This window comes from Streptomyces virginiae (genome assembly GCF_000720455.1).
GTDB lineage: Bacteria > Actinomycetota > Actinomycetes > Streptomycetales > Streptomycetaceae > Streptomyces > Streptomyces virginiae.
Map to the genome: position 1 here is coordinate 39,152 of NZ_JOAK01000005.1, position 25,745 is coordinate 64,896.

Below are 25,745 nucleotides of genomic sequence, written 5' to 3' on the forward strand. Positions count from 1 at the left end.
GCCCCCACACTGGTGAGCTGGCCCGATGACGATGGATCTTGATGAGCTGCTGAAGGTGCGGGCCCGGTACGACGCCGAGGTGCGCGAGGCCGCGCAACCGGACGGCGCGGACGCCCTGGTGGAGCGGGTGGGCCGGGTCGTCCGGCAGAGCGTGCCCGGCCTCGGGTGGAACGGCGTCCTGTGGTCAGACCTCGACGAGGAGACGGCGGACGCGCAGATCGCGGCGCAGGTGCGGTTCTTCGCGGAGCGCGGCTGCCCGGACTTCGAGTGGAAGCTGTACCGGCACGACCGGCCGGCGGACCTCGGGGACCGGCTGCGGGCGGCGGGCTTCGTACCGGAACCGCCGGAGACGCTGATGGTGGGGCGGGTGGCCGAGCTCGCGCAGCTTCCGGTGGAGCCGCCGGAGGGCATCACCCTGCGCGTGGTGACGGACGAGGCCGGCGTCGACCTGATGATGCGGGTCCACGCGGGGGCCTTCGGTACGGAGCGGCCCCGCATCCGGGAGGCGTTGCTGAGCCGGCTGCGCGACGAGCCGGAGACCATCGCCGCGGTCGTCGCGATGGCGGGCGACACCCCGGTGAGCGCGGCCCGGATGGAGATGCGGCCGGGCACGGCCTTCGCGGGCCTGTGGGGCGGCGGCACGCTCCCGCAGTGGCGCGGCCGGGGCATCTACCGCCTGCTGGTCGCGCACCGGGCCCGCATCGCGGCGGAGCTGGGCATCCCCTACCTCCAGGTGGACGCCTCGGAGGACAGCCGTCCGATCCTGGAGCGGCTGGGCTTCGGGGTCATGGGTGTGACGGTGCCGTACATCTGGACGCGGCCGCAGGAGGCGACTCCGGCCCGGCCGTAGTCCGGGCCTTCCGGGGCGGGGTTCCACCGGTGGGCGCGGCGCGGCATGATCACCGGCATGGAACGCATCAGCCCGCCCCTCACCGGCAATGAGCGCGAGACCCTCCGGACCTACCTCGACTACCACCGCGCCACCCTCGCCTGGAAGTGCGAGGGCCTCGACGACGAGCAGCTGCGGAGCGCCTCCATGCCGCCGTCCACCCTGTCCCTGCTGGGGCTGGTCCGGCACATGGGCGAGGTCGAGCGGCACTGGTTCCGGCGTGTCCTGGGCGGCGAGGAGGTGGCGCACCTGTGGTCGGACACCCACGACTTCCAGGCCGCCTACGACGCCTCCGGGTCCACCCGTGCCGAGGCCTTCACCGCCTGGCAGGAGGAGGTCGAACACGCCCGCCGCATCGAGGCGGCGGCCGAGTCCCTGGAGGTGACGGCGTACGTGCCGAGCTGGAAGGAGGAGGCCTCGCTGCGCCTGGTCATGCTGCACCTCATCCACGAGTACGCCCGGCACAACGGCCACGCCGACTTCCTGCGCGAGGCGATCGACGGCACCACCGGCGCCTAGGAAGCGTCCGCAAAGCAGCGCCGGCCGCCCGGAGACGCCCAGGACATCCCCCAGGGAGTGTCCGCAAAGTAGCGTCGGCCGCCCGGAGGGCGGGCGCGGCGGGGTCCGGTGCGTGCGATCGCAAGGCGGAGGAGGGAGCCGCTGCGGAGCATCGGCGACCGACGACAACGCGGCAAGCGCGCGTGCCGGACCCCGCCGCGCAGGCGGGGCTGCGCGGACACGACCTAGGCGTCCGCCCGCCAGTAGCCCAGGCCGTTCACCCGCTGCTTCGGCAGGCCGAGGTCCTTGCGCAGGTAGGCCGTCAGGGCTCGCGTCGTGGCGGTGTCGCAGGCCAGCCAGACGTACGCCGACGCCGGGTCCCCGAGCAGCTCCGGCAGCTCGGCCCGGACCCGGTCGGCCAGTGCCGTACCGTCCCGCGGCACGCGCCGGATGTCGTGCCGGTCCGCGTCCAGGCGTACGGGCAGTTCCGTGTCCGAGGTGTGCTGGGTCTCGAACCAGATGGTGGCGGGGGTGGTGGGGAAGGCGTCCAGCAGCGAGTTGATCGCCGGGAGGGACGCGGGGTCGCCGATGACCAGCAGGCGTTGCGGGGCCGGCGCCGGGGCGGAGAAGCCCGTGCCCTGGACGGTGGCCTCGATGGTGTCGCCCGTCCGGGCGCCGCGCGCCCAGGCGCTGGCGACGCCGTCGTGCAGCGCGAACTCGAAGCAGAAGGTGCCGGTCTGCGGGTCCGGGTCGACCAGGGTGTACGCCCGCTGGTGCGGCCGGCCCGCGTTCTGGAACCAGACCCGCACCCACATCGTCGGGTGGAGTGATTCGCCGGCCGCGGCCAGCAGTCCGCCGTCGGTGAAGTACACCCGGCGGTAGTGCTCCGTGACGTCTTCCGCCCCGGTCACGGTGAACGTGAAGTCCTTGCCCCGAAGGAGCTTGAGGACCACGCCTTCCCAACCCTTGCCGACCGCCATGTTCGAACCCTCCCCTGACACTCTATAGTTAGGGCAGCCTAACCTAAATGCACATCGGGGAAGAGAGCAGCGTGAGCAGTGTGAGCAGCGGAAGCGACCCGGAGTCGAACACGGGCGCCCAGGGCGAGCCCCACGGGCAGACCCCGGAATCCTACGACGTCTTCCGGGACCCCTGGGGCATCCCCCACCTGCGCTCTTCGGACGAACTCGGCCTCGCCCACGCCCAGGGCCGGGTCACCGCCTTCGACCGCGCCTGGCAGCTCGCGGTCGAACGGCACCGCGCCGACGGCTCCAGCGCCTCCTTCCTCGGCCCGGACTCCGTCGTCTGGGACCGCTTCGCCCGCCAGAGCCGTCTCGCCGACACCGCCCGCCTCTGCTACGAGGCCATGGAGGCCGACGACCCCGAGACCGCAGCCTGGGTGCGCGCCTACGTCGACGGCGTCAACGCGGGCCTGGCCGCCGGCGCCGCCCGCGACGAGCGCTTCGCCCGCACCGGCCTCACCCCCTCCCCCTGGGAGCCGTGGGTGCCGCTGGCGATCTGGATCGCGACGCACATCCTGTTCGCCGGCTTCCCGACCAAGCTGTGGCGCGAGCGCGTGGCCCGCGCCCTCGGCGACGACGCGCTCACCCTCTTCGCGACCGACGGCCCCCGCATCGCCGGCAGCAACGGCTGGATGGTCCCGGGCGACCGCACCACCACGGGTGCGGCGATCATCGCGGGCGACCCGCACCGGTTCATCGAGGACCCGGGCGTCTACCAGCAGATCCGCCTGTCCTGCCCGGACTACGACGTCCTGGGTCTCGCCGTCCCCGGCGTGCCCGGCCTCGCCCACTTCGGGCACACCGGCTCCGCCGCCTGGGCCATCACCAACGCGATGTCCGACTACCAGGACCTGTACGTGGAGCGGCTGCGCCGCGGCGAGGGCGAGGGCGGCGCCGTCGTCGTCGAGGCGCTCGGCCCGGACGGTGTCTGGGAGGCCGTCGCACGCCACACGGAGACCATCACCGTGGCGGGCGGCGACGACGTCGAGGTGGAGGTCCTGGAGACCTCCCGCGGCCCGGTGATCGTGCACGCGGACGGCGACCCCGGCGCGGAACCCGGCACCGGCGCCGCCCCTGCCGACGGCAGCACGCAGACCCTCTCCCTGCGCTACCCGCCCCGCGTCCGGCGCGACCTCGGCTTCGCCGCCCTCCCCGCCCTGCTGCGAGCGCGTACCGTCGCCGACATCGACCGCGCCCTCGACGGCTGGGCCGAGCCGGTCAACGTCGTGCACGCCGCGGACACCGAGGGCGGCCTGCTGCACCGCGTCGCGGGCGCCGTACCGCTGCGCCACCCCGCCAACCGGCTGCGCCCCGTGCCCGCGTGGGACCCGGAGCACGCCTGGCGGGGCTGGGCGCCGACCCCCGCCGAGCCGGTGCAGGGCTTCGCCGTGATGGCGAACGCGCGCGGCATCGCCTCCCCGCTCGGCGTGGAGTTCGCTCCCCCGCACCGCGCCGACCGCATCCGCGAGCTGCTCAGCGGCTCCGCGGACTGGTCCCCGAAGGCGATGGCCGACGTACACCGGGACACGTACCTGGCCTCGGCCGAGCCGCTGCTCGCCCTGCTGCCCGGCTTCGAGGAGCTGACGCCGGCCGCGCGGGAGCTGCGCACCCGGCTGCTGGCCTGGGACCGGCGGATGGAGGCCGAGAGCACCGACGCCACCGTCTTCGCGGCCTTCCGTACCGCGACCGTGCGGCGCTTCGCCGCCGACCCCGTCTTCGCGGACCTCGCGGGGGCGCCGGCCGGACCGGCGGTGTTCCACCCGTGGCTGTACCTGCTTCCCAAGATCGGTTACGCGCTCGAAGGCCTGCTCACCACGCCCCTCGTACCGGAGCTGGACCGTGCCGCGCACGTCCGGGCCGCCCTGGAGGAGACGGCCGCGGCGGGCTCCCCCGACACCCCGTGGTCGGAGGTCCACCGCCTGACTCCGTGGCAGGCGGTCCCCGACCCGGACGCCCCCGAGTGGCCCGGCCTCGGCGGCGACCACGACTGCGTGAACGCCACTTCCTCCGTACCCGGCTTCACCGACCTCACCGCCCGCGCCTCGGCGGCCCGTTACGTCTGGGACCTGGCCCGCCGCGAGGACAGCCTCTGGGCGGTTCCGCTGGGCGCGGACGGCGTCACGGGAACCGCCCACCACCGCGACCAACTCTCCTTGTGGGCACGCTGCGAACTCGTCCCCGTCGTCACCGACTGGGCCCGGCTCACCAAGGAATCGATATGACCCCCGCCGTATCCCCCTCCCCCAGGCAGCCCGTCCACACGCACCTCGTCGAGGGTTTCGGCGCCGTCACCGTCACCCCGGTCGACCCGGCGGCCGACGCCGGACTGATCCACGGCTGGGTCACGCAGGAGCGGGCCCGCTTCTGGGGCATGGGCGAGGCCAGTCTCGAACTGGTGCGGGAGATATACGAGGACGTCGACCGCCGCACCACCCACCACGCCTTCATCGTGGCCCTCGACGGTGTCCCGGCCGGGCTGTTCCAGACGTACGAGTGCGAGGCGGACCGGGTCAGCGAGTGCTACGACGCCGAGCCCGGCGACGTCGGCATGCACCTGCTGATCGGCCCCGGCGAGGGCGCGCCCCGGCCCGGCTTCAGCGGCGCGCTGATGACGGGCTTCCTGTCCTTCGTGTTCTCCGACCCGGCCGCCCGGCGCCTGGTCGCCGAGCCGGACGCCCGCAACACCAAGGCCATCGCACGGCTGGAGCGCTCCGGGTTCACGCTCGGCCCGGAGGTCGTGCTCCCGGAGGTCGACCTGCCGGAGATCTACCTCCCGGCCAAGCCGGCCCGCCTGACCTTCCTCAGCGCTCCGGCGTCGCCCGCAGGAAGTCGCTGACCAGCGCCGCCCATTCGGCCGGGCGCTCGGCGAACGGAAGGTGCCCGGTGGGCAGTTCCGCGAGCCGGGCGCCCGGCAGCGTGTCCGCCAGCTCCCGCTGGAGCGGGAGGGGCACGAGGAGGTCCTCGGTGGTCGCGACGACGAGGGACGGCACGTCGAGCGCCGCGATCTCGGAACGCAGGTCGGCGCCTTCGAGCAGCGCGACGTGGTCCGCAGTGCCGGGCGGCACGGACCCGGCGGTGTCCCGCACCAGTTGCTCCACCTGGGCGGGGGTGAGGTCCTCCAGGACCGCCGGGTTCACCGCGAGGGAAACGAGCAGCGAGGCCATCGGCTCCCGCTCGTCGCGCTCGGCGAGCTGCCTCCAGAGGCCGCCGACCAGCTCCAGCCGGTTGTCGGCCCGGGCGAAGGTGGCGGTGAGCACGAGTGCGGTGACCCGCTCCGGGTGGCGGGAGGCGATCCGGACGGCGACGTTCCCGCCGAGCGAGTAGCCGAGTACGGCGAACGTCTCCAGCCCCTCCGCGTCGGCGGCGGCCACCAGCTGGTCGGCCAGCTCGTCCAGCCGGAGCGGCTCGTCGGCGCGGGGAGTGCCCCCGGTTCCGGGGTAGTCGACGCCGACGACGCTGAAGCGGGTGGCCAACGCGTCCAGGACCGTGCCGAAGTTGGTCTCGACGGAGCCCCCCGCCCCGTGGGCGAGCAGCAGCCCGGGGCCGCCGCTCCCGGTGCGGACGGTGCGGGCGTAGGGGGCGGCGGTCGTCTCGGCGACGGACATGGCGGAACCTCACCTCTTCTGTAGCGGTCGTTACGGACTGAACGGTACACAGATTATTTAGCGAGCGCTACATAAATCAGGTCGGCCCGGCGGGCAGCCGCCCGGCCGCGCCAAACCGATCGTTCCGATTGACCGCGTGATTCCGGTCACGAAAGACTGATGGCCCTTCACCAACCCGGCGCTGGGGGGAAATTGACCAGCCAGAATCTGCACATCGGTCCGGACGCGGCAGCGGATCGCTATCGCCTGCTCAGGTCGATCGGGCGCGGCGGGGAGGCCGTGCTCTACCTCGCGGAGATCGAACTCGCGGGCGGGTCGGAGCCCGTGGTCGTCAAGGTGCTCGACTCCAAGACGACCATCACGCCCGAGGTCTTCGACCGCATCAGCCAGAAGTGGAACGAGCAGGCCGAACTGCTGAGATTCGTCCACCGGCCCGGTGTCGTGGGAGTGCGGGAGCACTTCGAGGGCCCGCCGATCCACCGGTCCGGTGAGTCCTCCACCCTGACCGGGCGGGCGCTCGTCCTCGTCATGAACCACATCGACGGGCTCGACCTGCGGGACTGGCGGGCCGAGCGCACGCTCACCACCGCCGCCGAGCGGCGTGAGGTCATGCGGACCCTGGAGCAGCTGGCCGAGGTACTGGACTGGCTGCACTCGGGGAAGGCCACGCCCTCCGGGCGCCAGGTCGTCCACGGTGACCTCTCCCCCGGCAACGTGATGGTCGACGCGCACGGCCAGGCCACGCTGGTGGACTTCGGCCTCAGCAAACTGACCGCCGACCACCAGACGGCGGAGGTCTGGTTCACCCCGGGCTACGCGGCGCCCGAGGTGTTCGAGGGCAAGCGGGCGCCGGGCACCGACCGGTACGCCTTCGGGGCGATCGCGTACTTCCTGCTCAGCGGGGAGTCGCCGCCCGCATCTCCGCAGCAGCTGGCCCGGGCGATGGCCGAGCTGCCGCAGATCGCGGTACTGGACGCCGAGCAGCGGTCCCGGATCACCGCCCTCTACGCGGAGGAGCCCTCCCGGCGGCCGGTGAACCTGGCCGGGTGGATGAAGGACCTACGCCGCGCGGTGGTGTCCACGACGACGTCCACGACCTCGCAGCGGGCCCTGCAGGACTCTCCACCGAAGCCCGCGACGCCCCCGCCGCCCGTCGTCCCGCCCCAGCCGGCCGCGCTGCCGGCCCGGCCCGCCGAGGCTCCCTCCCAGCCGCCGCCGTACGGGGCGACCGCGCCGGCGACAGCGCCGGCGACAGCGCCCGACCCGGCCCCGGCCGCGGCGCCCGCACCGGCCACGCCGCCGCCCGCCACCGTTCCCGACGCGGTGCCCGCCGGCTACGGCCCGGCGGCGTACCACCCGAGCCCGGGCCTCCCAGGGGCCGCGGCCGCCCCGGAGCGGCCGCCCGCCGGGAGGCCGAAGAAGAAGCGGACCGCGGTGATCCTGGGCTCGGCGGCCGCCGTGGTGGTCCTGGCCGTGCTCGCGGTGCTCGGCGTACAGCTCCTGGGGAACAAGGACAAGGCCGACGCCGCCAAGGACGGCAAGGCCGGCGGGGACGCCACCGCGGCGGCCACGGCCCCCGAGTCGCCCACCCCGTCGGAACCGGGGGCGACGAACGAGTCCACGCCCGAGGCCTCCGCGAGCCCCGAGGGCTCCGCCGGCCCGCACGCCCCGGGGGCGGTCAAGGACAGCAACGTCGCCGACCTGACCGTGCTGGCCTCGGTGGGCGACGTCGACAACTTCGAGGTCGGCTCCGCCAAACTGAACACCACGGAGTACGGGGCGGCGCTGCTCGGCAGCTGCTATTACGGTGCGGCCATCGAGTACGACGTCAACCGGGCCTGGTCCACACTGGAGTTCACCGCCGGGATCGACGACGGCTCGACCGTGGAACAGGCGCGGCTGACCATCTCGGTGGACGACAAGCCGGCGACGTTCTCCGAACTGGTCCACCTGGGCAAGCCCGTCACCAAGTCCCTGGACATCAAGGGCGCCCTGCGGCTGCGCATCAAGGTGGAGGAGGGCTGCAAGGGCCGCGGCAACGCCGTACTGGCGGCCCCCGTCCTCAAACGCTGACGGAGCCGCCCCCGTCCGACACCCCGAGGTCGGCCCGCATGGCCGCGCGCATCTCCCGGAGCAGGGTCCAGATCTCCTGCTGGTCCCGGGAGACGGTGGCCATCGTCTCGCCCTCCTCGGGGGTGCCCCGCTCCAGACGCTTGACCTGCCCGTAGACCCTGCTCAGGGCATGGTTGACGCTGCTCGCAGGCCCGAGCACCGCGTCCGGGGCGATCATCTGCGCCTCGGAGTAGCGGTCGCGCTGGGCGTTCTTCGCCTCGTCGAGCGCCTCCCGGTCCGCATCCTCGACCGTGCGCTCCCGCATGACGTGCAGATGACGGTTGAGGGCGGTGGTGAACTGCCGGGCGTCCCGGTTGAGGTCCGCGTAGCAGGCCCGCCGCAGCGCCAGGTGGTCGCGCATCTCCTCGTGTTCGCGCAGGAGTTCCATCTCCCGGCGTTTCGCCCGCTCCGCGCCGCGCTGGGTGAGCAGCGCCCCGCCCAGGGTGCCCGCCACGCCCACGACCGCGATGACCATCGCACCGATCTCCACCCGCAACTCCCCCTGCCCGTCGGCGGCCTCAGTCGTCCAGTGTGCGGGAGACGACCGAGGCCCCGCACCAACCGGTGCGGGGCCTCGGGGCGTTCAGGCAGAACGGGGGTGAGGGGATCAGCCCTCGGAGACGCCCAGGCGCTCCAGGATCAGCTCCTTGACGCGCGCCGCGTCGGCCTGGCCGCGGGTGGTCTTCATGACCGCTCCGACCAGGGCGCCGACCGCGGCGATCTTGCCGCCGCGGATCTTGTCGGCGATGGCCGCGTTGCCCGCGATGGCCTCGTCGACGGCCGCGCCGAGCGCACCCTCGTCCGAGACGACCTTCAGGCCGCGCTTCTCGACGACCTCGTCCGGGGTGCCCTCGCCGGCGAGGACGCCCTCGATGACCTGGCGGGCCAGCTTGTCGTTCAGGTCACCCGCCGCGACCAGGGCCGCGACGCGCGCGACCTGCGCCGGGGTGATGGGCAGCTCGTCGACGACGACGCCCTGCTCGTTGGCGTTGCGGGCCAGCTCGCCCATCCACCACTTGCGGGCGGCGGCCGAGTCGGCGCCCTCCTCGATGGTGGCGACGATGGAGTCCACCGCGCCCGCGTTGAGGATCGACTGCATGTCGTGCTCGCTGACGCCCCACTCCTCGCGGAGGCGGTTGCGGCGCACGCGCGGCATCTCGGGCAGACCGCCGCGCAGCTCCTCGACCCACTCACGGGCCGGGGCGACGGGGACCAGGTCGGGCTCCGGGAAGTACCGGTAGTCCTCGGCGTTGTCCTTGATGCGGCCGGCCGTGGTGGAGCCGTCCTCCTCGTGGAAGTGCCGGGTCTCCTGCACGATCGACCCGCCCGACGAGAGCACCGCCGCGTGGCGCTGGATCTCGAAGCGGGCCGCGCGCTCGACGGAGCGCAGCGAGTTGACGTTCTTGGTCTCGCTGCGGGTGCCGAACTCGGACTCGGGGGTCGGGCGCAGCGACAGGTTCACGTCGCAGCGCATCTGGCCCTTGTCCATGCGGGCCTCGGAGACGCCGAGCGCCTTGATGACCTCGCGCAGCTCGGCGACGTACGCCTTGGCGACCTCGGGGGCCCGCTCGCCCGCGCCCTCGATGGGCTTGGTGACGATCTCGATGAGCGGGATGCCGGCGCGGTTGTAGTCCAGCAGGGAGTGGGACGCGCCGTGGATACGGCCGGTGGCGCCGCCGACGTGCAGCGACTTGCCGGTGTCCTCCTCCATGTGGGCGCGCTCGATCTCCACGCGGAAGATCTCGCCGTCCTCCAGCTGGACGTCCAGGTAGCCGTTGAAGGCGATGGGCTCGTCGTACTGGGAGGTCTGGAAGTTCTTCGGCATGTCCGGATAGAAGTAGTTCTTCCGGGCGAAGCGGCACCACTCGGCGATCTCGCAGTTCAGCGCGAGACCGATCTTGATGGCCGACTCGACGCCGATCGCGTTGACGACCGGCAGGGAGCCGGGCAGACCGAGGCAGGTGGGGCAGGTCTGCGAGTTGGGCTCGGCGCCCAGCTCGGTGGAGCAGCCGCAGAACATCTTGGTCTTGGTGCCGAGCTCGACATGGACCTCAAGGCCCATGACGGGGTCGAACGAGGCGAGAGCGTCCTCGTACGACAGCAGTTCGGTGAAGGTGGTCACGGTGAAACTTTCCCTCTCAGCCCAGCAGGACGTCGTCGTCGCCCAGACGCTTGAGCTCGCGGTACAGGATCGCGAGGCCGGTGACGATGGCGGCGGCGGACACGGCGGCGTCGACCAGCTTCAGCATGTCGTGCTCGCTGCGGGCCTTCTTGACCTGCTTGAACACGCTGATGGCGCCGAACGCGGTGGTGCCGATCGACAGGTAGGTGCCGGTCTTGGACTTCTTGAAGCCCTTGGCCTTGGACAGTGCACTGGTGCTCACAGCGACGGTGCCTCCTCGAGCAGCGGGTGACCCCAGCGCGCGACGAAGGCGGCCTCGACTGCCGCACCGACCTTGTAGAGGCGGTCGTCCTTCATGGCGGGGGCGATGATCTGCAGCCCGACCGGGAGGCCGTCCTCCGGTGCCAGGCCGCAGGGGAGCGACATGGCGGAGTTGCCGGCCAGGTTGGTCGGGATGGTGCACAGGTCCGCGAGGTACATGGCGAGCGGGTCGTCGGTGCGCTCGCCGATGGGGAAGGCGGTGGTCGGGGTCGTCGGGGAGACGATCACGTCGACCTGCTCGAAGGACTTCTCGAAGTCCTGCGAGATGAGCGTGCGGACCTTCTGGGCGGAGCCGTAGTACGCGTCGTAGTAGCCGGAGCTGAGCGCGTACGTACCGAGGATGATGCGGCGCTTGACCTCGTCGCCGAAGCCGGCTTCGCGGGTCAGGGCGGTGACGTCCTCGGCGGACTTGGTGCCGTCGTCGCCGACGCGCAGGCCGTAGCGCATGGCGTCGAAGCGGGCCAGGTTGGAGGAGCACTCGGACGGCGCGATCAGGTAGTACGCGGCCATCGCGAGGTCGAAGGACGGGCAGTCCAGCTCGACGATCTCGGCGCCGAGCTCCTTGAGGAGCTCGACCGACTCGTTGAAGCGCTGGACGACGCCGGCCTGGTAGCCCTCACCGGCGAACTGCTTGACGACACCGACGCGCATGCCGGCGACGGAGCCGTTGCGGGCGGCCTCGACGACCGGCGGGACCGGGGCGTCGATGGAGGTGGAGTCGAGCGGGTCGTGGCCGGCGATCACCTCGTGCAGCAGGGCCGCGTCCAGGACCGTACGGGCGCAGGGCCCGCCCTGGTCGAGGGAGGAGGAGAAGGCGACCATGCCGTAGCGCGAGACGCCGCCGTACGTGGGCTTCACGCCGACCGTGCCGGTGACGGCGGCGGGCTGGCGGATGGAGCCGCCGGTGTCCGTGCCGATGGCGAGCGGGGCCTGGAAGGCGGCGAGGGCCGCGGCGGAGCCGCCGCCGGAGCCGCCGGGGATGCGGGTGAGGTCCCAGGGGTTGCCGGTGGGGCCGTAGGCGCTGTTCTCGGTGGAGGACCCCATGGCGAACTCGTCCATGTTGGTCTTGCCGAGGATGACGACGTCGGCTTCCTTGAGCTTGCGCGTCAGGGTGGCGTCGTAGGGCGGGATCCAGCCTTCGAGGATCTTCGAGCCGACGGTGGTCGGGACCCCGACGGTGGTGAAGATGTCCTTGAGGGCGAGGGGCACGCCGGCCAGCGGGCCGAGCTTCTCGCCGGCCTCCCGCTTGGCGTCGACGGCGCGGGCCTGGGCGAGCGCGCCGTCGCGGTCCACGTGCAGGAAGGCGTGGACCTTCTCGTCGGTGGCGTCGATGCGGGCCAGGTGGGCCTCGGTCACCTCGACGGCCGTGAGCTCGCCGGAGGCGATCTTCTCGGCGGTCTCGGCGGCCGTGAGCTTGATGATGTCGACCATGGCTGTTAGTCCTCCCCCAGGATCTGCGGCACCTTGAAACGCTGCTGCTCCTGGGCGGGAGCACCGGAGAGCGCCTGCTCGGGGGTGAGCGACGGACGGACCTCGTCCGCGCGCATGACGTTGGTCAGCGGCAGCGGGTGGGAGGTCGGCGGGACGTCTTGGTCGGCGACCTCGGAGACACGGGCGACCGCGCCGATGATGTCGTCGAGCTGTCCGGCGAAGTGATCCAGCTCGTTGCTGGACAGCTCAAGGCGCGCCAGCCGTGCGAGGTGGACGACCTCCTCGCGCGTAATGCCAGGCATGCAGCGATCCTCTGGGGGTGGGTGGATGTGTAGTTTCGGGCTCAATCCTATGGGGCCCGGTGCCCGGCCTGCGAAACGGTTTGGCCCGGGCCGCCGCGCGGAGCCGTCCGGGCGCGGCCCGGACCCGCGCCCCGAACGCCGTCGGGGCCGGGTTCGCCCCGCGGGCGACCCGGCCCCGAAGGGCGCACGGCGGTCAGACCGCGTCGGCCTCGGCCGCCGCCAGTTCCGCCGTGATGTCCGCCGGGCGGCGCCAGCCGCGTTCGCCGCGGGCCAGCAGCCAGGCGGTGGCCTCCTGCGGCGGCATCGCGGCGGCCACCAGCCATCCCTGTACGGCGTCGCAGCCCAGGTCGCGCAGCCGCTCCCAGGTCTCGTCGTCCTCGACGCCCTCCGCCACGACGAGCAGGCCGAGCGAGTGCGCGAGGTCCACGGTGCAGCGGACGATCTCCGCGTCCTGCGTGTCGACCGCCAGCCGGCCCACGAACGAGCGGTCGATCTTCAGCTCGCTGACCGGCAGGCGGCGCAGGTGGACCAGTGAGGAGTAACCGGTGCCGAAGTCGTCCAGGGACATCTTCACGCCGTGCCCCGTGAGGCCGGCCATGGTGTCCGCGGCCCGCTGGGGGTCCTCCAGCAGGACGTGTTCCGTTATCTCCAGCTGCAGACCGCTGGCCGGGACCCCGTGCCGGGCGAGCCGCGCGGCGACCGCGCCGGCGAAGCCCGGGGTGTGGACGTCGCGCGGCGAGACGTTGACGGCGACCGGGACCTTCAGGCCCTGCGCCCGCCAGCGGGCCACCTGGGCCAGGGCGGTCTCCAGCACGTACTCCGTCAGGTGCGGCATCAGCCCGGAGGTCTCGGCGATCGCGATGAACTCGTCCGGGGGCACCCGCCCGCGTTCCGGATGGACCCATCGGACCAGTGCTTCGAGTCCTGCGACCTGTCCGTCGAAGCGGACCTTCGGCTGGTAGTGCAGTTCCACTTCGCCCGCGTCGAGGGCCCTGCGGAGGTCACCGAGGAGGCCCAGGCGGTCGGGGGTGTTGCTGTCGCGCTTGGACTCGTACACCTCCACGCCCGTGCGGTCCCGCTTGGCCTGGTACATCGCCACGTCCGCGCGGCGCAGCAGTCCCTCCGCGTCCAGGGCGTGGTCGGGGAAGACGGCGAGGCCGGCGCTGGCCTCCAGGACGAGCGTGAGGCCGTCCAGGTCGAGGGGGGAGCTGAGCTCCGCGACCAGGTGGCGGGCGACGCGCTGGGCGCTGGTGGTGGAGTCGGTGACGGGGAGCAGGACGGCGAACTCGTCGCCGCCGAGGCGGGCGGCCTCGGCCTCCTCGGGCAGGGCCTGGCGCAGCCGGTCGGCGATCTGGAGGAGCAGCCGGTCGCCCGCCAGGTGGCCCAGGGTGTCGTTGACCGCCCGGAAGCGGTCCAGGTCGATCAGCACGAGGGCCGCCCGGGTGCCCAAACGTTCAGCCTCGTCCAGGGCGGACCAGGCCCGCTCCAGCAGCCACTGCCGGTTCGGCAGCCCGGTCAGGGGGTCCCGCAGCTGCTCCTCGGCGCGCGCCCGGGCGATCCAGAGGGTGGAGTCCAGTGCGATCAGCGGTACGGCGAACAGCGGCAGCAGCACCGGCTGGCTGACCGCGACGACACAGATGAGGGGGGCGATGCCGAGCAGCGCGACCGCTACTAAGGCCTGTCGGAGCAGGGCGGTCCGGGCCACGGTGGGCAGCCCGCCGCCGCGCGGGGCCAGGGCGATCCAGAGCAGGAGCCGGGTGGCCAGCAGGTAGGCGACGGCGACCAGGGCGATCTCGGGTACGGCGTCCAGCCCCCAGGTGGTGGGCGGCCAGGGGGTTTCGACGGAGGGCGTCTCACCGAAGGCGGCGAGGACGAGGGCCCCGGCCCCGATGCCGAGGATGTCGACGGAGCCGTGGAGCAGCCCCTGCCGCCAGCGGTGCCGGCGTGCGGCCCCGACCAGGGAGACCACGGCCAGCGAGACCAGTCCGGCGGGTACCCAGCCGTAGAGGATGAGCACGCCGAGGGTGAGGGCTGCGCCCGATCCGGTGCCGCCCCACCAGCGGTCGCGGCCGAGGGCGACCAGATGGCCGACGATGATGCCGGTGAGGAGGGCCAGCGCCCAGCCGACCGGCCCGCCGGGGAACAGGGCGTGACGGCCGCTCAGGGCGGACGCGACGCCGACGGTGAGGACCACGACCGCGAGACCCACGACGAGGAAGGGCAGCACGCCGCGCCGCCCCTGCCCGCCGTCACCGGTGTCGACCGGTCGGGTCTCCGGCGTCCTGACACCCAGGACACCGAGCCTGCCCGCCCGCATGGACGGGATTTCCCCGCCGAATTCAGGTGACGGGTCGGCGCTTTCGGTGGGTTTCATGCCCGTACCTCTCACAGCCGGCGATGCCGATGTCACGCGATGGCCCCGATGTCGTGCCACCACGGCCGGAATCGCATCCCGCAGCCGTGCACGACAGGCGCACACCTCAACAGTAGGACGCGGGAGGCTCCCAGGGGCAGCGGTCGGCAGTGGTTGCCCGAATGCGACCCAGCCATCCTCATCAGTACGGTATCCGCCGAACGGGTGAGTTTGGACCGGGGCCCCCAGTCACCCGTCCGATGATCCGACAGGTCACCGCCCTGCGACCAGCCTTGTACCGGCCGTTTACCACCGTCCGCCGCGCCTGGCGTGCGCCCGCCCGTACGGCCGCACGCCACGCATCCGTTCGCCTTCGCTACTCCCCCTCGGGGATTGCCCTACGGGTACTACTCCCCTTCGGCGGCGCCGTCCACCGGGAGCGCGGCTTCGCGTGCCGCGTCCGGGCCCTGCTCCAGCAGCACGGCGAAACCGGCGTCGTCGAGGATGGACAGCTTCAACTGGACGGCCTTGTCGTACTTCGAGCCGGGGTTGTCGCCGACCACGACGAAGGAGGTCTTCTTCGAGACGGATCCGGTCACCTTGGCGCCGCGGCTCTGCAGGGCCTCCTTGGCGCCGTCCCGCGTGTGGCTCTGCAAAGTGCCGGTGACGACGACGGTCAGGCCCTCCAGGGGCCGCGGTCCCTCCTCCTCGGCGGAACCTTCCTCCTCCATCCGCACCCCGGCCTCCCGCCACTTGCGCAGGATCTCCTGGTGCCAGTCGACCGCGAACCACTCCTTGAGGGAGGCGGCGATGATCGCGCCGACCCCGTCGGTGGCGGTCAGCTGTTCCTCGGTCGCCGCCTCGATCGCCGCGATGGAGCGGAACTCGCGGGCGAGCGCCTCGGCCGCGACCGGTCCGACGTGGCGGATGGACAGGCCGTTGATGATGCGGGCGAGCGGGCGCTCCTTGGCCGCGGCGATGTTCTCCAGCATCGCCAGGGCGTTCTTCTTCGGCTCGCCCTTCTGGTTGGCGAAGACCGTGACGATCTTCTCCTCGCCCGTCTTCGGGTCGCGCTTGGGCAGGCCGCTGTCCTGGTCCAGGACGTACGCCTTGATGGGCAGCAGCTGCTCGATGGTCAGGGCGAAGAGGTCGCCCTCGTCGAGCAGGGGCGGCTCGGCCGGCTCCAGCGGGCCGGTGAGCGCGGCGGCCGCGACCATGCCGAAGTTCTCGATGTCCAGGGACTGCCGGCCGGCCAGGTAGAAGAGCCGCTCGCGCAGCTGGGCGGGACAGGTCTGGGCGTTGGGGCAGCGGACGTCGATGTCCCCTTCCTTCATGGGCCGCAGCGCGGTCCCGCAGGCGGGGCACTCGGCCGGCATCTCGAACTCCCGCTCGGTGCCGTCCCGCAGGTCCACCACCGGCCCGAGGATCTCGGGGATGACGTCGCCCGCCTTGCGCAGGACCACGGTGTCCCCGATGAGCACGCCCTTGGCCCTGACGACCTCCTGGTTGTGCAGGGTGGCGAACTCCACCTCGGAGCCCGCCACCGTCACCGGCTCCACCTGCGCGTACGGGGTCACGCGGCCGGTGCGCCCGACGCCGACCTTGATGTCGATCAGCTTGGTGTTGACCTCTTCGGGCGCGTACTTCCAGGCGATGGCCCAGCGCGGGGCGCGGGCGGTGGAGCCGAGGCGCCCCTGCAGGGCGATCTCGTCGAGCTTGACGACGACGCCGTCGATCTCGTGCTCCACCGAGTGCCGGTTCTCGCCGAACTCCGCGATGAACGCCCGGACCTCGGCGAGGGAGGAGAGCACCTTGTTGTGCCGGGCGGTGGGCAGGCCCCACTCGCGCAGCAGCTCGTAGGCCTGCGACTGGCGCTCGATCTCGAAGCCCTCGCGGGCGCCGATGCCGTGGACGACCATGTGCAGCGGGCGGCTCGCCGTGACCTTCGGGTCCTTCTGGCGCAGCGAACCGGCGGCGGCGTTGCGCGGGTTGGCGAAGGGCTTGCCCTCCGCCGCGACGAGTCTCGCGTTCAGCTCCTCGAACTTCTCCATCGGGAAGTAGACCTCGCCGCGGATCTCGACGAGGGCCGGGATCCGGTCGCCGGACAGACGGTCGGGGATGTCGGCGATGGTGCGGACGTTGGGCGTGATGTCCTCACCGGTGCGGCCGTCGCCGCGGGTGGCCGCCCGGGTGAGGCGGCCGTTCTCGTAGGTGAGGTTGACGGCGAGGCCGTCCACCTTCAGCTCGCACAGGTAGTGGTAGTCGGAGGTGCCCGTGTCCCGGGCCACCCGCTCGGCCCAGGCGGACAGTTCCTCGTCGTCGAAGGCGTTGTCGAGGGAGAGCATGCGCTCGCGGTGCTCGACGGAGGCGAAGTCCGTCTCGTACGCCCCGGCCACCTTCTGGGTGGGCGAGTCGGGCGTGCGCAGCTCGGCGTACTGCTCCTCCAGCGCCTCCAGCGAACGCAGCAGCTTGTCGAACTCGGCGTCGCTGACGACCGGCTGGTCGTTCACGTAGTACCGGAAGCGGTGCTCCTCGACCTGCTCGGCCAGCAGCTGGTGCTGTTCGCGCACCGCCGCCGGTACTGCCGTGTCCTGCTGTTCGGCTGCCATGCCGTGTCCTCCCGTGGCCCGTCTCGACCGTCACTCAGGGTTGTCGGCGAGCGACCTCGCCGCTCTGGCGCAATGCGCCTGCGCCGCGCGGGCGTAGGCGGGCGAGGCGCCCGCCAGACCGCACGAGGGAGTGACCACGACGGACTCCGCCAGAGTCCCCGGGGCCAGCCCCAGCCTGCGCCAGAGCTTCCTGACACCCATGACGCTACCGCCCGGGTCCGACAACGGGCCGTCGGTGCCGGGCACCACTCCGGCGAACAGCTTCGTACCGCCTTCGACGGCCTCCCCGATGGCGTCGTCCTCGCGCTCCGTGAGCAGCGAGAAATCGAACGACACCCCCGTGGCGCCGGCCCGGCGCAGCAGGCCGAAGGGGACCTCGGGCGCGCAGGAGTGGACGATCACCTCGCCGTCGTGGACGGCGAACAGGTCGCGCAGCGCGCCCTCGACGACCTGCCGGTCCACGGCGCGGTAGGTGCGGTAGCCGCTCGCGGAGCGGACCCGGCCGAGCAGGACGGCCGTCAGGGACGGCTCGTCGAGCTGCAGCACGACGTCGGCGCCGGGGATCCGCTTGCGCACGTCGGCCAGGTGCTCGCGCAGGCCCTCGGCGAGCGATCCGGCCAGGTCCCGGCAGGCGCCGGCGTCCTGCAGCATCGCCTCGCCGCCGTGCAGCTCCAGGGCGGCGGCCAGCGTCCACGGCCCGACCGCCTGGACCTTGAGCCTGCCGGTGTAGCCCTGGGTGAACTCCTCCAGGGCGTCCAGGTCCTCGCCCAGCCACGACCGGGCCCGGCGCGTGTCGCGTCCGGGCCGGTCGCTGATCCGCCAGCCGCTGGGCTCCACGTGCGCGAACATGTCGACGAGCAGCCCGGTCGAGCGGCCGATCATGTCCGCGCCGGGGCCGCGGGCGGGCAGCTCGGGCAGGTACGGGAAGTCCTCGAAGGAGCCGGTCGCGGTCTTCGCGGCCTCGCGGGCGTCGCCGCCGGGCAGCGAGCCGACGCCGGTCGCGCCCGCGCTCATCGGCCCGGCCTCACGGACAGGTCGTTGACCTCGGCGTCGCGGGGCAGGTCGACGGCCATGACGATGGTGGTCGCCACCGACTCGGGGTCGATCCAGGCGGCGGGGTCGTACTCCTTGCCCTCCTGGGAGTGCACCTTGGCCTGCATGGGGCTGGCGGTACGGCCCGGGTAGACGGAGGTGACGCGGATGCCGTTGGCCCGCTCCTCGCCGCGCAGGGAGTCGGCGAGGGCCTTCAGGCCGTGCTTGGAGGCGGCGTACGCGCTCCAGTCGGCGTGGGCGGTCAGGCCGGCGCCGGAGTTCACGAAGACGACGGTGGCCTTGGAGGCGCGCAGGGTGGGCAGCAGCAGCCGGGTCACCTCGGCGGGGGCGATCAGGTTCACGTTGAGCTGCTGGTGCCAGGTCTTGGGGCGCAGCTCCCCCACCGGTCCGAGGTCGACGATCCCGGCGATGTGCAGCAGCGAGTCGATGCGCTCGGGGATCGCCTGCTTGGAGAAGGCCCAGGAGAGCCGGTCGGGGTCGGCGAGGTCGCCCACGAGTGCCCGGGAGCCGGGGTAGCGCTCGACGAGCTGCTTGCCGCGGGCGGCGTCGCGGGCCAGAAGGACGAGGTCGTCGCCGCGGGCGTGCAGGCGGGCCGCGACGGCGGCGCCGATGCCGGAACCGGCACCGGTGATCAGGTGAGTAGCCATACCGCCCATGCTCGCAGGTCCGACGCGCCGGGGAGGGGGAAGCCCCGGGGTCCCGGGGCCGGGGCCGGACCGGGCGGTGACGGCGGGCGGGAAGCCGGTGGCGATGACGGTCCCGCGGGCGCGCGGGGCCCGGAGGCCGGGGTCAGGCGCCGACGGCCGCCGCGCAGGCCCGCTCCACGGCGGCGCGGGCGGCGGCCGCCTCCTCCGCCGTGACGGCGGGGGCGAAGCTCCGGCCTATCGTGGCGTGCGGGAGCGCGGCGACGAGCCGTTCCCGCACGTCGCCCCGCGGCCCGGCCCAGCGCTGCAGCGCCTGCGCCCGTACGTCGGCCGGCGCGGCGACGCGGTCCGGCGCGGGCGGGGCGAAGCGGCCACCGGAGGCCCGTTCGTGCTCGTCCCAGCGGTCGGCCCAGAACTCCACGGTCCAGCCGGGCCAGCGCGCGGCCATGCGTCCGGCGTGGGGCACGATGCCGGTCAGCCACCACCCGACCCTGCGGGCCTCGGGGTCGACGTGGATGCCGGCCTCGGCGCGCCCCGCGTACCCGGTGTGGGCGGGGGCGTCCGCGAGCCGGTCGAGGAGCGCCGGGCCTTCGGCGACGGGGTGGTCGGCGATGTGGGCGAGGACGTGGCAGCGGCCGGATCCGACCGTGACGACGGCGGCCATCGAGTCGGGGTCGGCCAGTTCCTCCTCGTCGGCCCCCAGGGCCGGGCCGGGGTGCACGGTGTCGGGTACGTGCCCCGGTTCCAGGCCGAGGTGGGCGCGCAGGCCGCTCTGGCCGTCGTACGTCCAGCGGACCTCCCATCCGGGCCAGGCGGGGCCGAGCATGCTCAGCCAGGCGGCGCGGGTGCGCATGGCCACCGCCGGGCCTTCCTGGGCGAACACCAGGAGCAGCTTGCGGGCGGGGTCGATCAGGGCGCCCGCTTCGCACATGTCGTCCTCGTGCCAGGGGCCTTCCTCGAGCCGGTGGCCGAGGGCGAAGGGCAGGAACGCCTCCGGGCCGCCGAGCAGGTCGAGATCGAGGCCGACGGCTCCGAAGGAGGAGGACCGGCGCTCGTGCCCTCGGGACCCGCGATCACGAAGGTGGCCCGGTTGCCCATCAGAGGCCGGATTCGGCGCGCAGGCGGGCGGCCGTCTTGGAGGCGTCGTAGTCGGCCGGGACGCCCTCGACCAGGACGGCCTCGCCGGCGATGTGGTCCGTGCGCAGCGGGAGGATGGCCTGGTAGGCGTCGGAGGCGTACCAGGCGCGGGCCCGCTCGATGTCGGGGAAGCCTATGACGACGACGGTGCCGGGGAAGGGGCCCTCCATGACCTCGACCTCCTTGCCGTGCACGAGGAAGCGGCCGCCGAAGGGGTCCATCGTCGACTGGATGGCCTCGATGTAGGTGAGGATGTCCTCGTTCATCGTCTCGGGGCGGAGGTGGGCGATGGCGTACGCGGTCATGGTCTTCTCCCCTGTCGCGTCCAACCGGTCCGCCGGTGCGGGCCGTTGATCCGATCCTGTCAGCGCGCGGCCGGGGTGGCGATTACCTCTGGGGTCATGCCGGGGCTGCGGGCTGGAAGGTGCGCCGGTAGGCGATCGGGGAGACGCCGAGGGACGCGCGCATGTGCTGGCGCAGGGAGTTGGCGGAGCCGAAGCCGGACCGGTGGGCCACCAGGTCGACGGGGAGGTCGCTGGACTCCAGCAAGTGCCGGGCCGTCTCCAGGCGCTGGGCGGTGAGCCACTGGACGGGGGTCATGCCGACCTCGTCGCGGAAGCGCCGGGTGAAGGTGCGCAGGCTCATCCGGGCGTGGGCGGCGAGTTCGGCGAGGCTGACCGGTTCGGCGAGGCGTTCCAGGGCCCAGGCGCGGGTGGCGGTGGTGGTGGCGACGGTGGGCTCGGGGACCGGGCGGTCGATGAACTGGGCCTGGCCGCCGTCGCGCCAGGGCGGTACGACGCACATGCGGGCGGCCCGGTTGGTGACGGCGACGCCGTGGTCGCGCCGGATCAGGTGCAGGCACAGGTCGACTCCGGCGGAGACGCCGGCGGAGGTCAGGACGTCGCCGTCGTCGACGAAGAGGACGTCCTCGTCGATGCGGACGCGGGGGTAGGCGCGGCGGAACTCTTCGGCGAGGTTCCAGTGGGTGGTCGCTGGGCGGTCGTCGAGGAGTCCCGCGGCGGCGAGCACGTAGGAGCCGGAGCAGATCGACACCAGGCGGGTGCCGGGGCGGATGCCGGCGATGGCCTCGGCCACGGCGGGCGGCAGCGGTCCGCCGTCGGCCAGCTCGGGCATGGCGTGGGTGGGCGGGACGATCACGGTGTCGGCGGCGGCGAGGGCCTCGGGGCCGGCGGCGGGCTGGAGGGTGAAGCCGGAGTCGCTGGGCACGGGGGCGCCGTCGGCGGTGCAGACGACGACCTCGTAGAGCTCCTCGCCGTCGTCGTCCACGGCGCTGCCGAAGACGCGGGAGGGGATGCCCAGCTCGAACGGGGGGAAGCCGGGCAGGGCCAGCACCGCGACCAGGTGCCGGCCGTCCGTGCCGTTCCCGCGGGGGGCCGCGTCCCCGGTGTGCTCCTCGATTTCACCCATGGCCAGATCCTGTCACATAGTGGCCAAACGGCCAACACCATGAGGATGCGCGGTGCCCGAATCTGGAACACGTCGCCGGGAAACAGCCCGGTACCTGACGTAAACGGATGGAATGAGGCGGACTGAGATGCGCGCGATCGTCGTCAAGGAGTGGGGCGGCCCGGAGAACCTGGTCGAGCGGGAGATCGAGCGGCCCGAGCCGGGTCTGGGCGAGGTCCTCGTCCGTGTTCACGCGGCGGGCGTCAACCCGGTCGACTGGAAGACCCGCGCCAGCGGCGCCCTGATCGCCTGGGGCGAGACCCCGATCGTGGGCTGGGACGTCTCCGGCACCGTCGAGGCGGTCGGCCCCGGCGTGACCCTCTACGCCCCCGGCGACGAGGTGTACGGCATGCCGCACTTCCCGCGCCAGGCGGGCGGCTACGCGGAGTACGTGGTGGCCCCGGCGCGGCACTTCGCCCGCAAGCCCGCCTCCCTCGACCACGTGCAGGCGGCGGCGCTGCCGCTGGCGGCGCTCACCGCGTGGCAGGCGCTGGTGGACACGGCCGGCATCACGGCCGGGCAGCGGGTGCTCGTGCACGCGGCGGCCGGCGGCGTGGGGCACCTGGCGGTGCAGATCGCCAAGGCGCGCGGCGCGTACGTGATCGGTACGGCCAGCGCGGCCAAGCACGACGTGCTGCGCGAGCTGGGCGCCGACGAGCTGATCGACTACCGCTCGGTGGACTTCGCCGAGGCGGTCTCGGACGTCGACGTCGTGCTGGACGCGCTGGGCGGCGAGACCGCCGAGCGCAGCCTGAAGGTCCTCAGGTCCGGCGGGCACCTGGTCTCGCTGCCCGGCCCGGACTCCGTCCCGGCGGGTGCCGACGGGGTGAACGCGTCCTGGGTCCTGGTCGACCCCGACCTCAAGGGCCTGGAGGCGATCGCGGACCTCGCGGACAAGGGGCTGCTCAAGCCGCTGGTGGAGACGGTGCTGCCGCTCGCGGAGGCCGCCCGTGCCCACGAGATCGGCGAGCAGGGCCGGACCACCGGCAAGATCGTCCTGACGGTGGTCTGACCGGCGGCTGCCGCCACCGCGTCAGGCGGTGGCGGCGGCAGCGGCTCGCGTCGTCGTCGCGATGGTGGCGGAGCCGACCACGCGGGTGCCGTCGTAGAGCACGATCGCCTGGCCGGGGGCCACGCCCCGGACGGGCTCGGTGAAGGCGACGCGCAGCTCGCCGTCCACCATCTCGGCGAAGACCTCGGTCTCGCCGCCGTGGGCGCGCAGCTGGGCGGTGTAGGTGCCCGGTGCGGCCGCGTCGGCGCCGCACCAGCGGGGCCGGATCGCGGTGAGGGCGCTGACGTCGAGGGCCTCGACGGGGCCGACGGTGACGGTGTTGTTCACCGGGGAGATGTCGAGGACGTAGCGCGGCTTGCCGTCGGGGGCCGGGTGGCCGATCCGCAGGCCCTTGCGCTGGCCGATGGTGAAGCCGAAGGCGCCCTCGTGGGTGCCGACCTTCTCGCCGGACTCGTCGACGATGTCGCCCTCGGCCTTGCCGAGGCGGTGTGCGAGGAAGCCCTGGGTGTCGCCGTCGGCGATGAAGCAGATGTCGTGGCTGTCGGGCTTCTTCGCGACGGCGAGGCCGCGGGCCTCCGCCTCGGCGCGGATCTCGTCCTTGGTGGTGAGGGTGTCGCCGAGCGGGAAGAGCGCGTGGGCGAGCTGCTTCTCGTCGAGGACGCCGAGGACGTAGGACTGGTCCTTGGCCATGTCGGAGGCGCGGTGCAGCTCCCGGGAGCCGTCCTCCTTCAGGACGACGGTGGCGTAGTGGCCGGTGCAGACGGCGTCGAAGCCGAGGGCGAGGGCCTTGTCGAGCAGGGCCGCGAACTTGATCTTCTCGTTGCAGCGCAGGCAGGGGTTCGGGGTGCGGCCGGCCTCGTACTCGGAGATGAAGTCCTCGACGACGTCCTCGCGGAAGCGCTCGGCGAGGTCCCACACGTAGAAGGGGATGCCGATGACGTCGGCGGCGCGGCGGGCGTCTCGGGAGTCCTCGATGGTGCAGCAGCCGCGGGCGCCGGTCCGGAAGGACTGCGGGTTCGCGGAGAGCGCGAGGTGGACGCCGGTCACGTCGTGCCCGGCTTCGACGGCACGGGCGGCGGCGACGGCGGAGTCCACTCCGCCGGACATGGCGGCCAGGACGCGAAGGGGGCGGTCGGTGCGCGGCAGGTTCTCAGTCATAGCACCGTCCAGGGTACGGGGGAACCGAGCGGGGTCACAGCGCGTTGTCGGGTCAGGGGGGTGGATCACATGACCGAGCAGGGGAACGCGAGATCGAAGCCGAAGAGCCGCACGCGCAGGGCCGTGCTGTTCGGCGGGCTCGGGGTGGTCGCCGCGGCGGCCGTCGCGGGGCGGGACGAGATCAGCCGCGCGTGGTGGCTGATGCCGGGGGTGTCCAAGCCGCGCAAGGAGGGCGAGATCGACCACGCGGGCGCGGGGTGGACCGCGGCCTCCCCGGCGAACTGGCGGATGGCGGACCGGCCCGACGACTACCGGGTGGACCGGATCGTGGTGCACGTCACGCAGGGCGGCTTCCAGTCGTCGGTGGATGCCTTCAAGAACCCGTGGCACAAGGCTTCGGCGCACTACATAGTCCGCGGAGACGGGCATGTGGAGCAGATGGTGCGCGAGCTGGACGTGGCCTTCCACGCCGGCAACCGTTCGATGAACGAGCGCAGCGTCGGCATCGAGCACGTCGGCTTCGTGGACCGTCCGAAGGACTTCACCGACGCCCTGTACACGGCCTCGGCGCGGCTGGCGGCCGGCATCTGCCGCCGGTACGACTTTCCGGCGGACCGCACCCACATCGTCGGCCATTCCGAGGTGCCGGGGGCCGATCACACGGACCCGGGCGACCACTGGGACTGGGACCGCTACATACGCATGGTCCGGGAGGCCCTGGCCGCTCCGGCCTGAGCCGTGTCCTTCGGCCTGGGCCTCCCGGACGCTCAGCTGAGGCCTGCCGTCCGCGCGCGCTCCACGGCGGGACCGATGGCCGCGGCCAGGGCGGCGACGTCCTCCTTGGTGGAGGTGTGGCCGAGGGAGAAGCGCAGGGTGCCGCGGGCCAGCTGCGGGTCGGTGCCGGCCGCCAGCAGGACGTGGCTGGGCTGGGCGACGCCCGCGGTGCAGGCCGAGCCGGTGGAGCACTCGATGCCCTGGGCGTCGAGCAGCAGCAGCAGGGAGTCGCCCTCGCAGCCGGGGAAGCTGAAGTGCGCGTTGGCCGGCAGCCGCTCTTCGGGATCTCCGCCGAGGACGGCGTCGGGCACGGCCGCCAGGACGGCGGCGACCAGTTCGTCGCGCAGGGCGCCGATCTCGGTGGCGAACTGCTCGCGCCGCTCGGCGGCGAGGACGGCGGCCACCGCGAAGGCGGCGATGGCCGGCACGTCGAGGGTGCCGGAGCGGACGTGCCGCTCCTGCCCGCCGCCGTGCAGGACGGGTACGGGGCTCTGGTCCCGGCCGAGGAGCAGCGCGCCGATGCCGTAGGGGCCGCCGATCTTGTGGCCGCTGACGGTCATGGCGGCGAGGCCGCTGTCGCCGAAGTGGACGTCGAGCTGTCCGAAGGCCTGGACGGCGTCGGAGTGCAGCGGGATCCCGGCCTCACGGGCGATGGCGGCCAGTTCCCGGACCGGCATGACGGTGCCGATCTCGTTGTTGGCCCACATGACGGTGGCCAGGGCGACGTCGTCGGGGTTGCGTTCGACGGCTTCGCGGAAGGCGTCGGGGTGCACGCGCCCGTAGCGGTCGACGGGCAGGTAGTCGACCTGGGCGCCCTCGTGCTCGGCGAGCCAGTGCACGGCGTCGAGGACGGCGTGGTGCTCGACGGGGCTGGCGATGACCCGGGTCCGGGTGGGGTCGGCGTCGCGCCGGGCCCAGTAGAGGCCCTTGACGGCGAGGTTGTCGGCCTCCGTGCCGCCGGCGGTGAAGACCACCTCGCTGGGGCGGGCGCCGATCGCCTCGGCGAAGGCCTCGCGGGCCTCCTCGACGGTACGGCGGGCCCGGCGGCCGGCGGCGTGCAGGGAGGAGGCGTTCCCCGTGGCGGCGAACTGCGCGGTCATCGCCGCGGCGGCCTCCGGCAGCATGGGGGTGGTGGCGGCGTGGTCGAGGTAGGCCATGATCCCCCGATTCTACGAGCCCGCCCGTGCCGCTCCGCCCGGCGGGATCCCGATCCGGCCGGGGCGTGGGGGCGCGGCC

23 protein-coding genes are annotated in these 25,745 nt (G+C 73.1%); 7 read left to right on the forward strand and 16 right to left on the reverse strand.

Annotation, left to right across the window (positions count from 1 at the left end):
• Positions 1-31: 31 nt before the first annotated feature.
• Both IG86_RS0109935 and IG86_RS0109940 read left to right on the forward strand, forming a co-directional pair.
• Positions 32-850 (forward strand): GNAT family N-acetyltransferase, encoded by an 819-nt coding sequence (locus IG86_RS0109935; protein WP_037848810.1) that lies wholly within the window; start codon positions 32-34, stop codon positions 848-850.
• A 57-nt stretch (positions 851-907) separates the two neighbouring features.
• Positions 908-1,408 carry a DinB family protein gene (locus tag IG86_RS0109940; RefSeq protein ID WP_385873459.1) on the forward strand — a complete coding sequence of 167 codons (501 nt, stop codon included), beginning with the start codon at positions 908-910 and terminating at the stop codon, positions 1,406-1,408.
• A 224-nt stretch (positions 1,409-1,632) separates the two neighbouring features.
• Here IG86_RS0109940 and IG86_RS0109945 read toward each other — a convergent pair whose 3' ends face one another.
• Entirely contained in the window at positions 1,633-2,367 is a 735-nt protein-coding gene (locus IG86_RS0109945; RefSeq protein WP_030896326.1) for a siderophore-interacting protein, read from the reverse strand.
• Between the two features lie 47 nt (positions 2,368-2,414).
• Here IG86_RS0109945 and IG86_RS0109950 point away from each other — a divergent pair, with 47 nt between their 5' ends.
• Positions 2,415-4,631, forward strand: a complete 2,217-nt coding sequence (locus IG86_RS0109950; protein WP_078905862.1) for a penicillin acylase family protein — start codon at positions 2,415-2,417, stop codon at positions 4,629-4,631.
• A complete protein-coding gene (locus tag IG86_RS0109955) occupies positions 4,628-5,245 on the forward strand; it encodes a GNAT family N-acetyltransferase (protein ID WP_030826523.1) in 618 nt (205 codons plus the stop codon). The genes IG86_RS0109950 and IG86_RS0109955 overlap by 4 nt, the downstream gene beginning before the upstream one ends.
• Here IG86_RS0109955 and IG86_RS0109960 read toward each other — a convergent pair.
• Positions 5,211-6,014 (reverse strand): alpha/beta fold hydrolase, encoded by an 804-nt coding sequence (locus IG86_RS0109960; protein ID WP_030826524.1) that lies wholly within the window; start codon positions 6,012-6,014, stop codon positions 5,211-5,213. The genes IG86_RS0109955 and IG86_RS0109960 overlap by 35 nt on opposite strands.
• Before the next feature lie 192 nt (positions 6,015-6,206).
• Here IG86_RS0109960 and IG86_RS0109965 point away from each other — a divergent pair, with 192 nt between their 5' ends.
• A complete protein-coding gene (locus IG86_RS0109965; RefSeq protein ID WP_030896332.1) occupies positions 6,207-8,087 on the forward strand; it encodes a protein kinase domain-containing protein in 1,881 nt (626 codons plus the stop codon).
• On the opposite strand, the gene IG86_RS0109970 is transcribed toward IG86_RS0109965, so the two are convergent.
• From IG86_RS0109970 to IG86_RS0110025, 12 genes are all read right to left on the reverse strand, one after another.
• Positions 8,077-8,616 carry a hypothetical protein gene (locus IG86_RS0109970; RefSeq protein WP_030896335.1) on the reverse strand — a complete coding sequence of 180 codons (540 nt, stop codon included), beginning with the start codon at positions 8,614-8,616 and terminating at the stop codon, positions 8,077-8,079. The genes IG86_RS0109965 and IG86_RS0109970 overlap by 11 nt on opposite strands.
• A 117-nt stretch (positions 8,617-8,733) precedes the next feature.
• On the reverse strand, positions 8,734-10,248 hold the full coding sequence (gene gatB / locus IG86_RS0109975; RefSeq protein WP_030826534.1) for an Asp-tRNA(Asn)/Glu-tRNA(Gln) amidotransferase subunit GatB: 1,515 nt from the start codon (positions 10,246-10,248) through the stop codon (positions 8,734-8,736).
• 16 nt (positions 10,249-10,264) lie between these two features.
• Positions 10,265-10,510 (reverse strand): hypothetical protein, encoded by a 246-nt coding sequence (locus IG86_RS0109980; protein WP_030030669.1) that lies wholly within the window; start codon positions 10,508-10,510, stop codon positions 10,265-10,267.
• On the reverse strand, positions 10,507-12,000 hold the full coding sequence (gene gatA / locus IG86_RS0109985; RefSeq protein ID WP_030896338.1) for an Asp-tRNA(Asn)/Glu-tRNA(Gln) amidotransferase subunit GatA: 1,494 nt from the start codon (positions 11,998-12,000) through the stop codon (positions 10,507-10,509). Before gatA ends, IG86_RS0109980 begins: the two co-directional genes overlap by 4 nt.
• Before the next feature lie 5 nt (positions 12,001-12,005).
• A complete protein-coding gene (gatC, locus tag IG86_RS0109990; RefSeq protein ID WP_030030671.1) occupies positions 12,006-12,302 on the reverse strand; it encodes an Asp-tRNA(Asn)/Glu-tRNA(Gln) amidotransferase subunit GatC in 297 nt (98 codons plus the stop codon).
• A 193-nt stretch (positions 12,303-12,495) separates the two neighbouring features.
• Positions 12,496-14,676 (reverse strand): putative bifunctional diguanylate cyclase/phosphodiesterase, encoded by a 2,181-nt coding sequence (locus IG86_RS0109995; RefSeq protein WP_234316060.1) that lies wholly within the window; start codon positions 14,674-14,676, stop codon positions 12,496-12,498.
• 386 nt (positions 14,677-15,062) lie between these two features.
• Positions 15,063-17,264, reverse strand: a complete 2,202-nt coding sequence (gene ligA, locus IG86_RS0110000; RefSeq protein WP_030896340.1) for an NAD-dependent DNA ligase LigA — start codon at positions 17,262-17,264, stop codon at positions 15,063-15,065.
• 30 nt (positions 17,265-17,294) lie between these two features.
• The gene (locus IG86_RS0110005) at positions 17,295-18,278 is read right to left on the reverse strand and encodes a methionine synthase (RefSeq protein WP_030826546.1); all 984 of its coding nucleotides are present in this window, start codon (positions 18,276-18,278) and stop codon (positions 17,295-17,297) included.
• Positions 18,275-18,964, reverse strand: a complete 690-nt coding sequence (locus IG86_RS0110010; protein ID WP_030826548.1) for an SDR family oxidoreductase — start codon at positions 18,962-18,964, stop codon at positions 18,275-18,277. The genes IG86_RS0110005 and IG86_RS0110010 overlap by 4 nt, the downstream gene beginning before the upstream one ends.
• A 142-nt stretch (positions 18,965-19,106) precedes the next feature.
• Positions 19,107-19,892, reverse strand: a complete 786-nt coding sequence (locus IG86_RS0110015) for a hypothetical protein (RefSeq protein WP_030896349.1) — start codon at positions 19,890-19,892, stop codon at positions 19,107-19,109.
• A gap of 166 nt (positions 19,893-20,058) precedes the next feature.
• A complete protein-coding gene (locus IG86_RS0110020) occupies positions 20,059-20,403 on the reverse strand; it encodes a DUF1330 domain-containing protein (RefSeq protein ID WP_030826552.1) in 345 nt (114 codons plus the stop codon).
• A gap of 94 nt (positions 20,404-20,497) precedes the next feature.
• On the reverse strand, positions 20,498-21,526 hold the full coding sequence (locus IG86_RS0110025; RefSeq protein WP_051785075.1) for a GlxA family transcriptional regulator: 1,029 nt from the start codon (positions 21,524-21,526) through the stop codon (positions 20,498-20,500).
• 127 nt (positions 21,527-21,653) lie between these two features.
• Between IG86_RS0110025 and IG86_RS0110030 the strand changes: the two genes are divergently transcribed.
• Positions 21,654-22,577: an NADP-dependent oxidoreductase gene (locus tag IG86_RS0110030; RefSeq protein WP_037848790.1), complete on the forward strand. Its 924-nt coding sequence runs from the start codon at positions 21,654-21,656 to the stop codon at positions 22,575-22,577.
• Between the two features lie 21 nt (positions 22,578-22,598).
• Here IG86_RS0110030 and mnmA read toward each other — a convergent pair whose 3' ends face one another.
• A complete protein-coding gene (mnmA, locus tag IG86_RS0110035) occupies positions 22,599-23,735 on the reverse strand; it encodes a tRNA 2-thiouridine(34) synthase MnmA (RefSeq protein ID WP_030826565.1) in 1,137 nt (378 codons plus the stop codon).
• A gap of 69 nt (positions 23,736-23,804) precedes the next feature.
• On the opposite strand from mnmA, the gene IG86_RS0110040 reads away from it, so the two are divergent.
• A complete protein-coding gene (locus IG86_RS0110040) occupies positions 23,805-24,470 on the forward strand; it encodes an N-acetylmuramoyl-L-alanine amidase (protein WP_030826573.1) in 666 nt (221 codons plus the stop codon).
• A 32-nt stretch (positions 24,471-24,502) separates the two neighbouring features.
• Here IG86_RS0110040 and IG86_RS0110045 read toward each other — a convergent pair whose 3' ends face one another.
• Positions 24,503-25,666, reverse strand: a complete 1,164-nt coding sequence (locus IG86_RS0110045) for a cysteine desulfurase family protein (protein ID WP_030826575.1) — start codon at positions 25,664-25,666, stop codon at positions 24,503-24,505.
• Positions 25,667-25,745 lie beyond the last annotated feature (79 nt).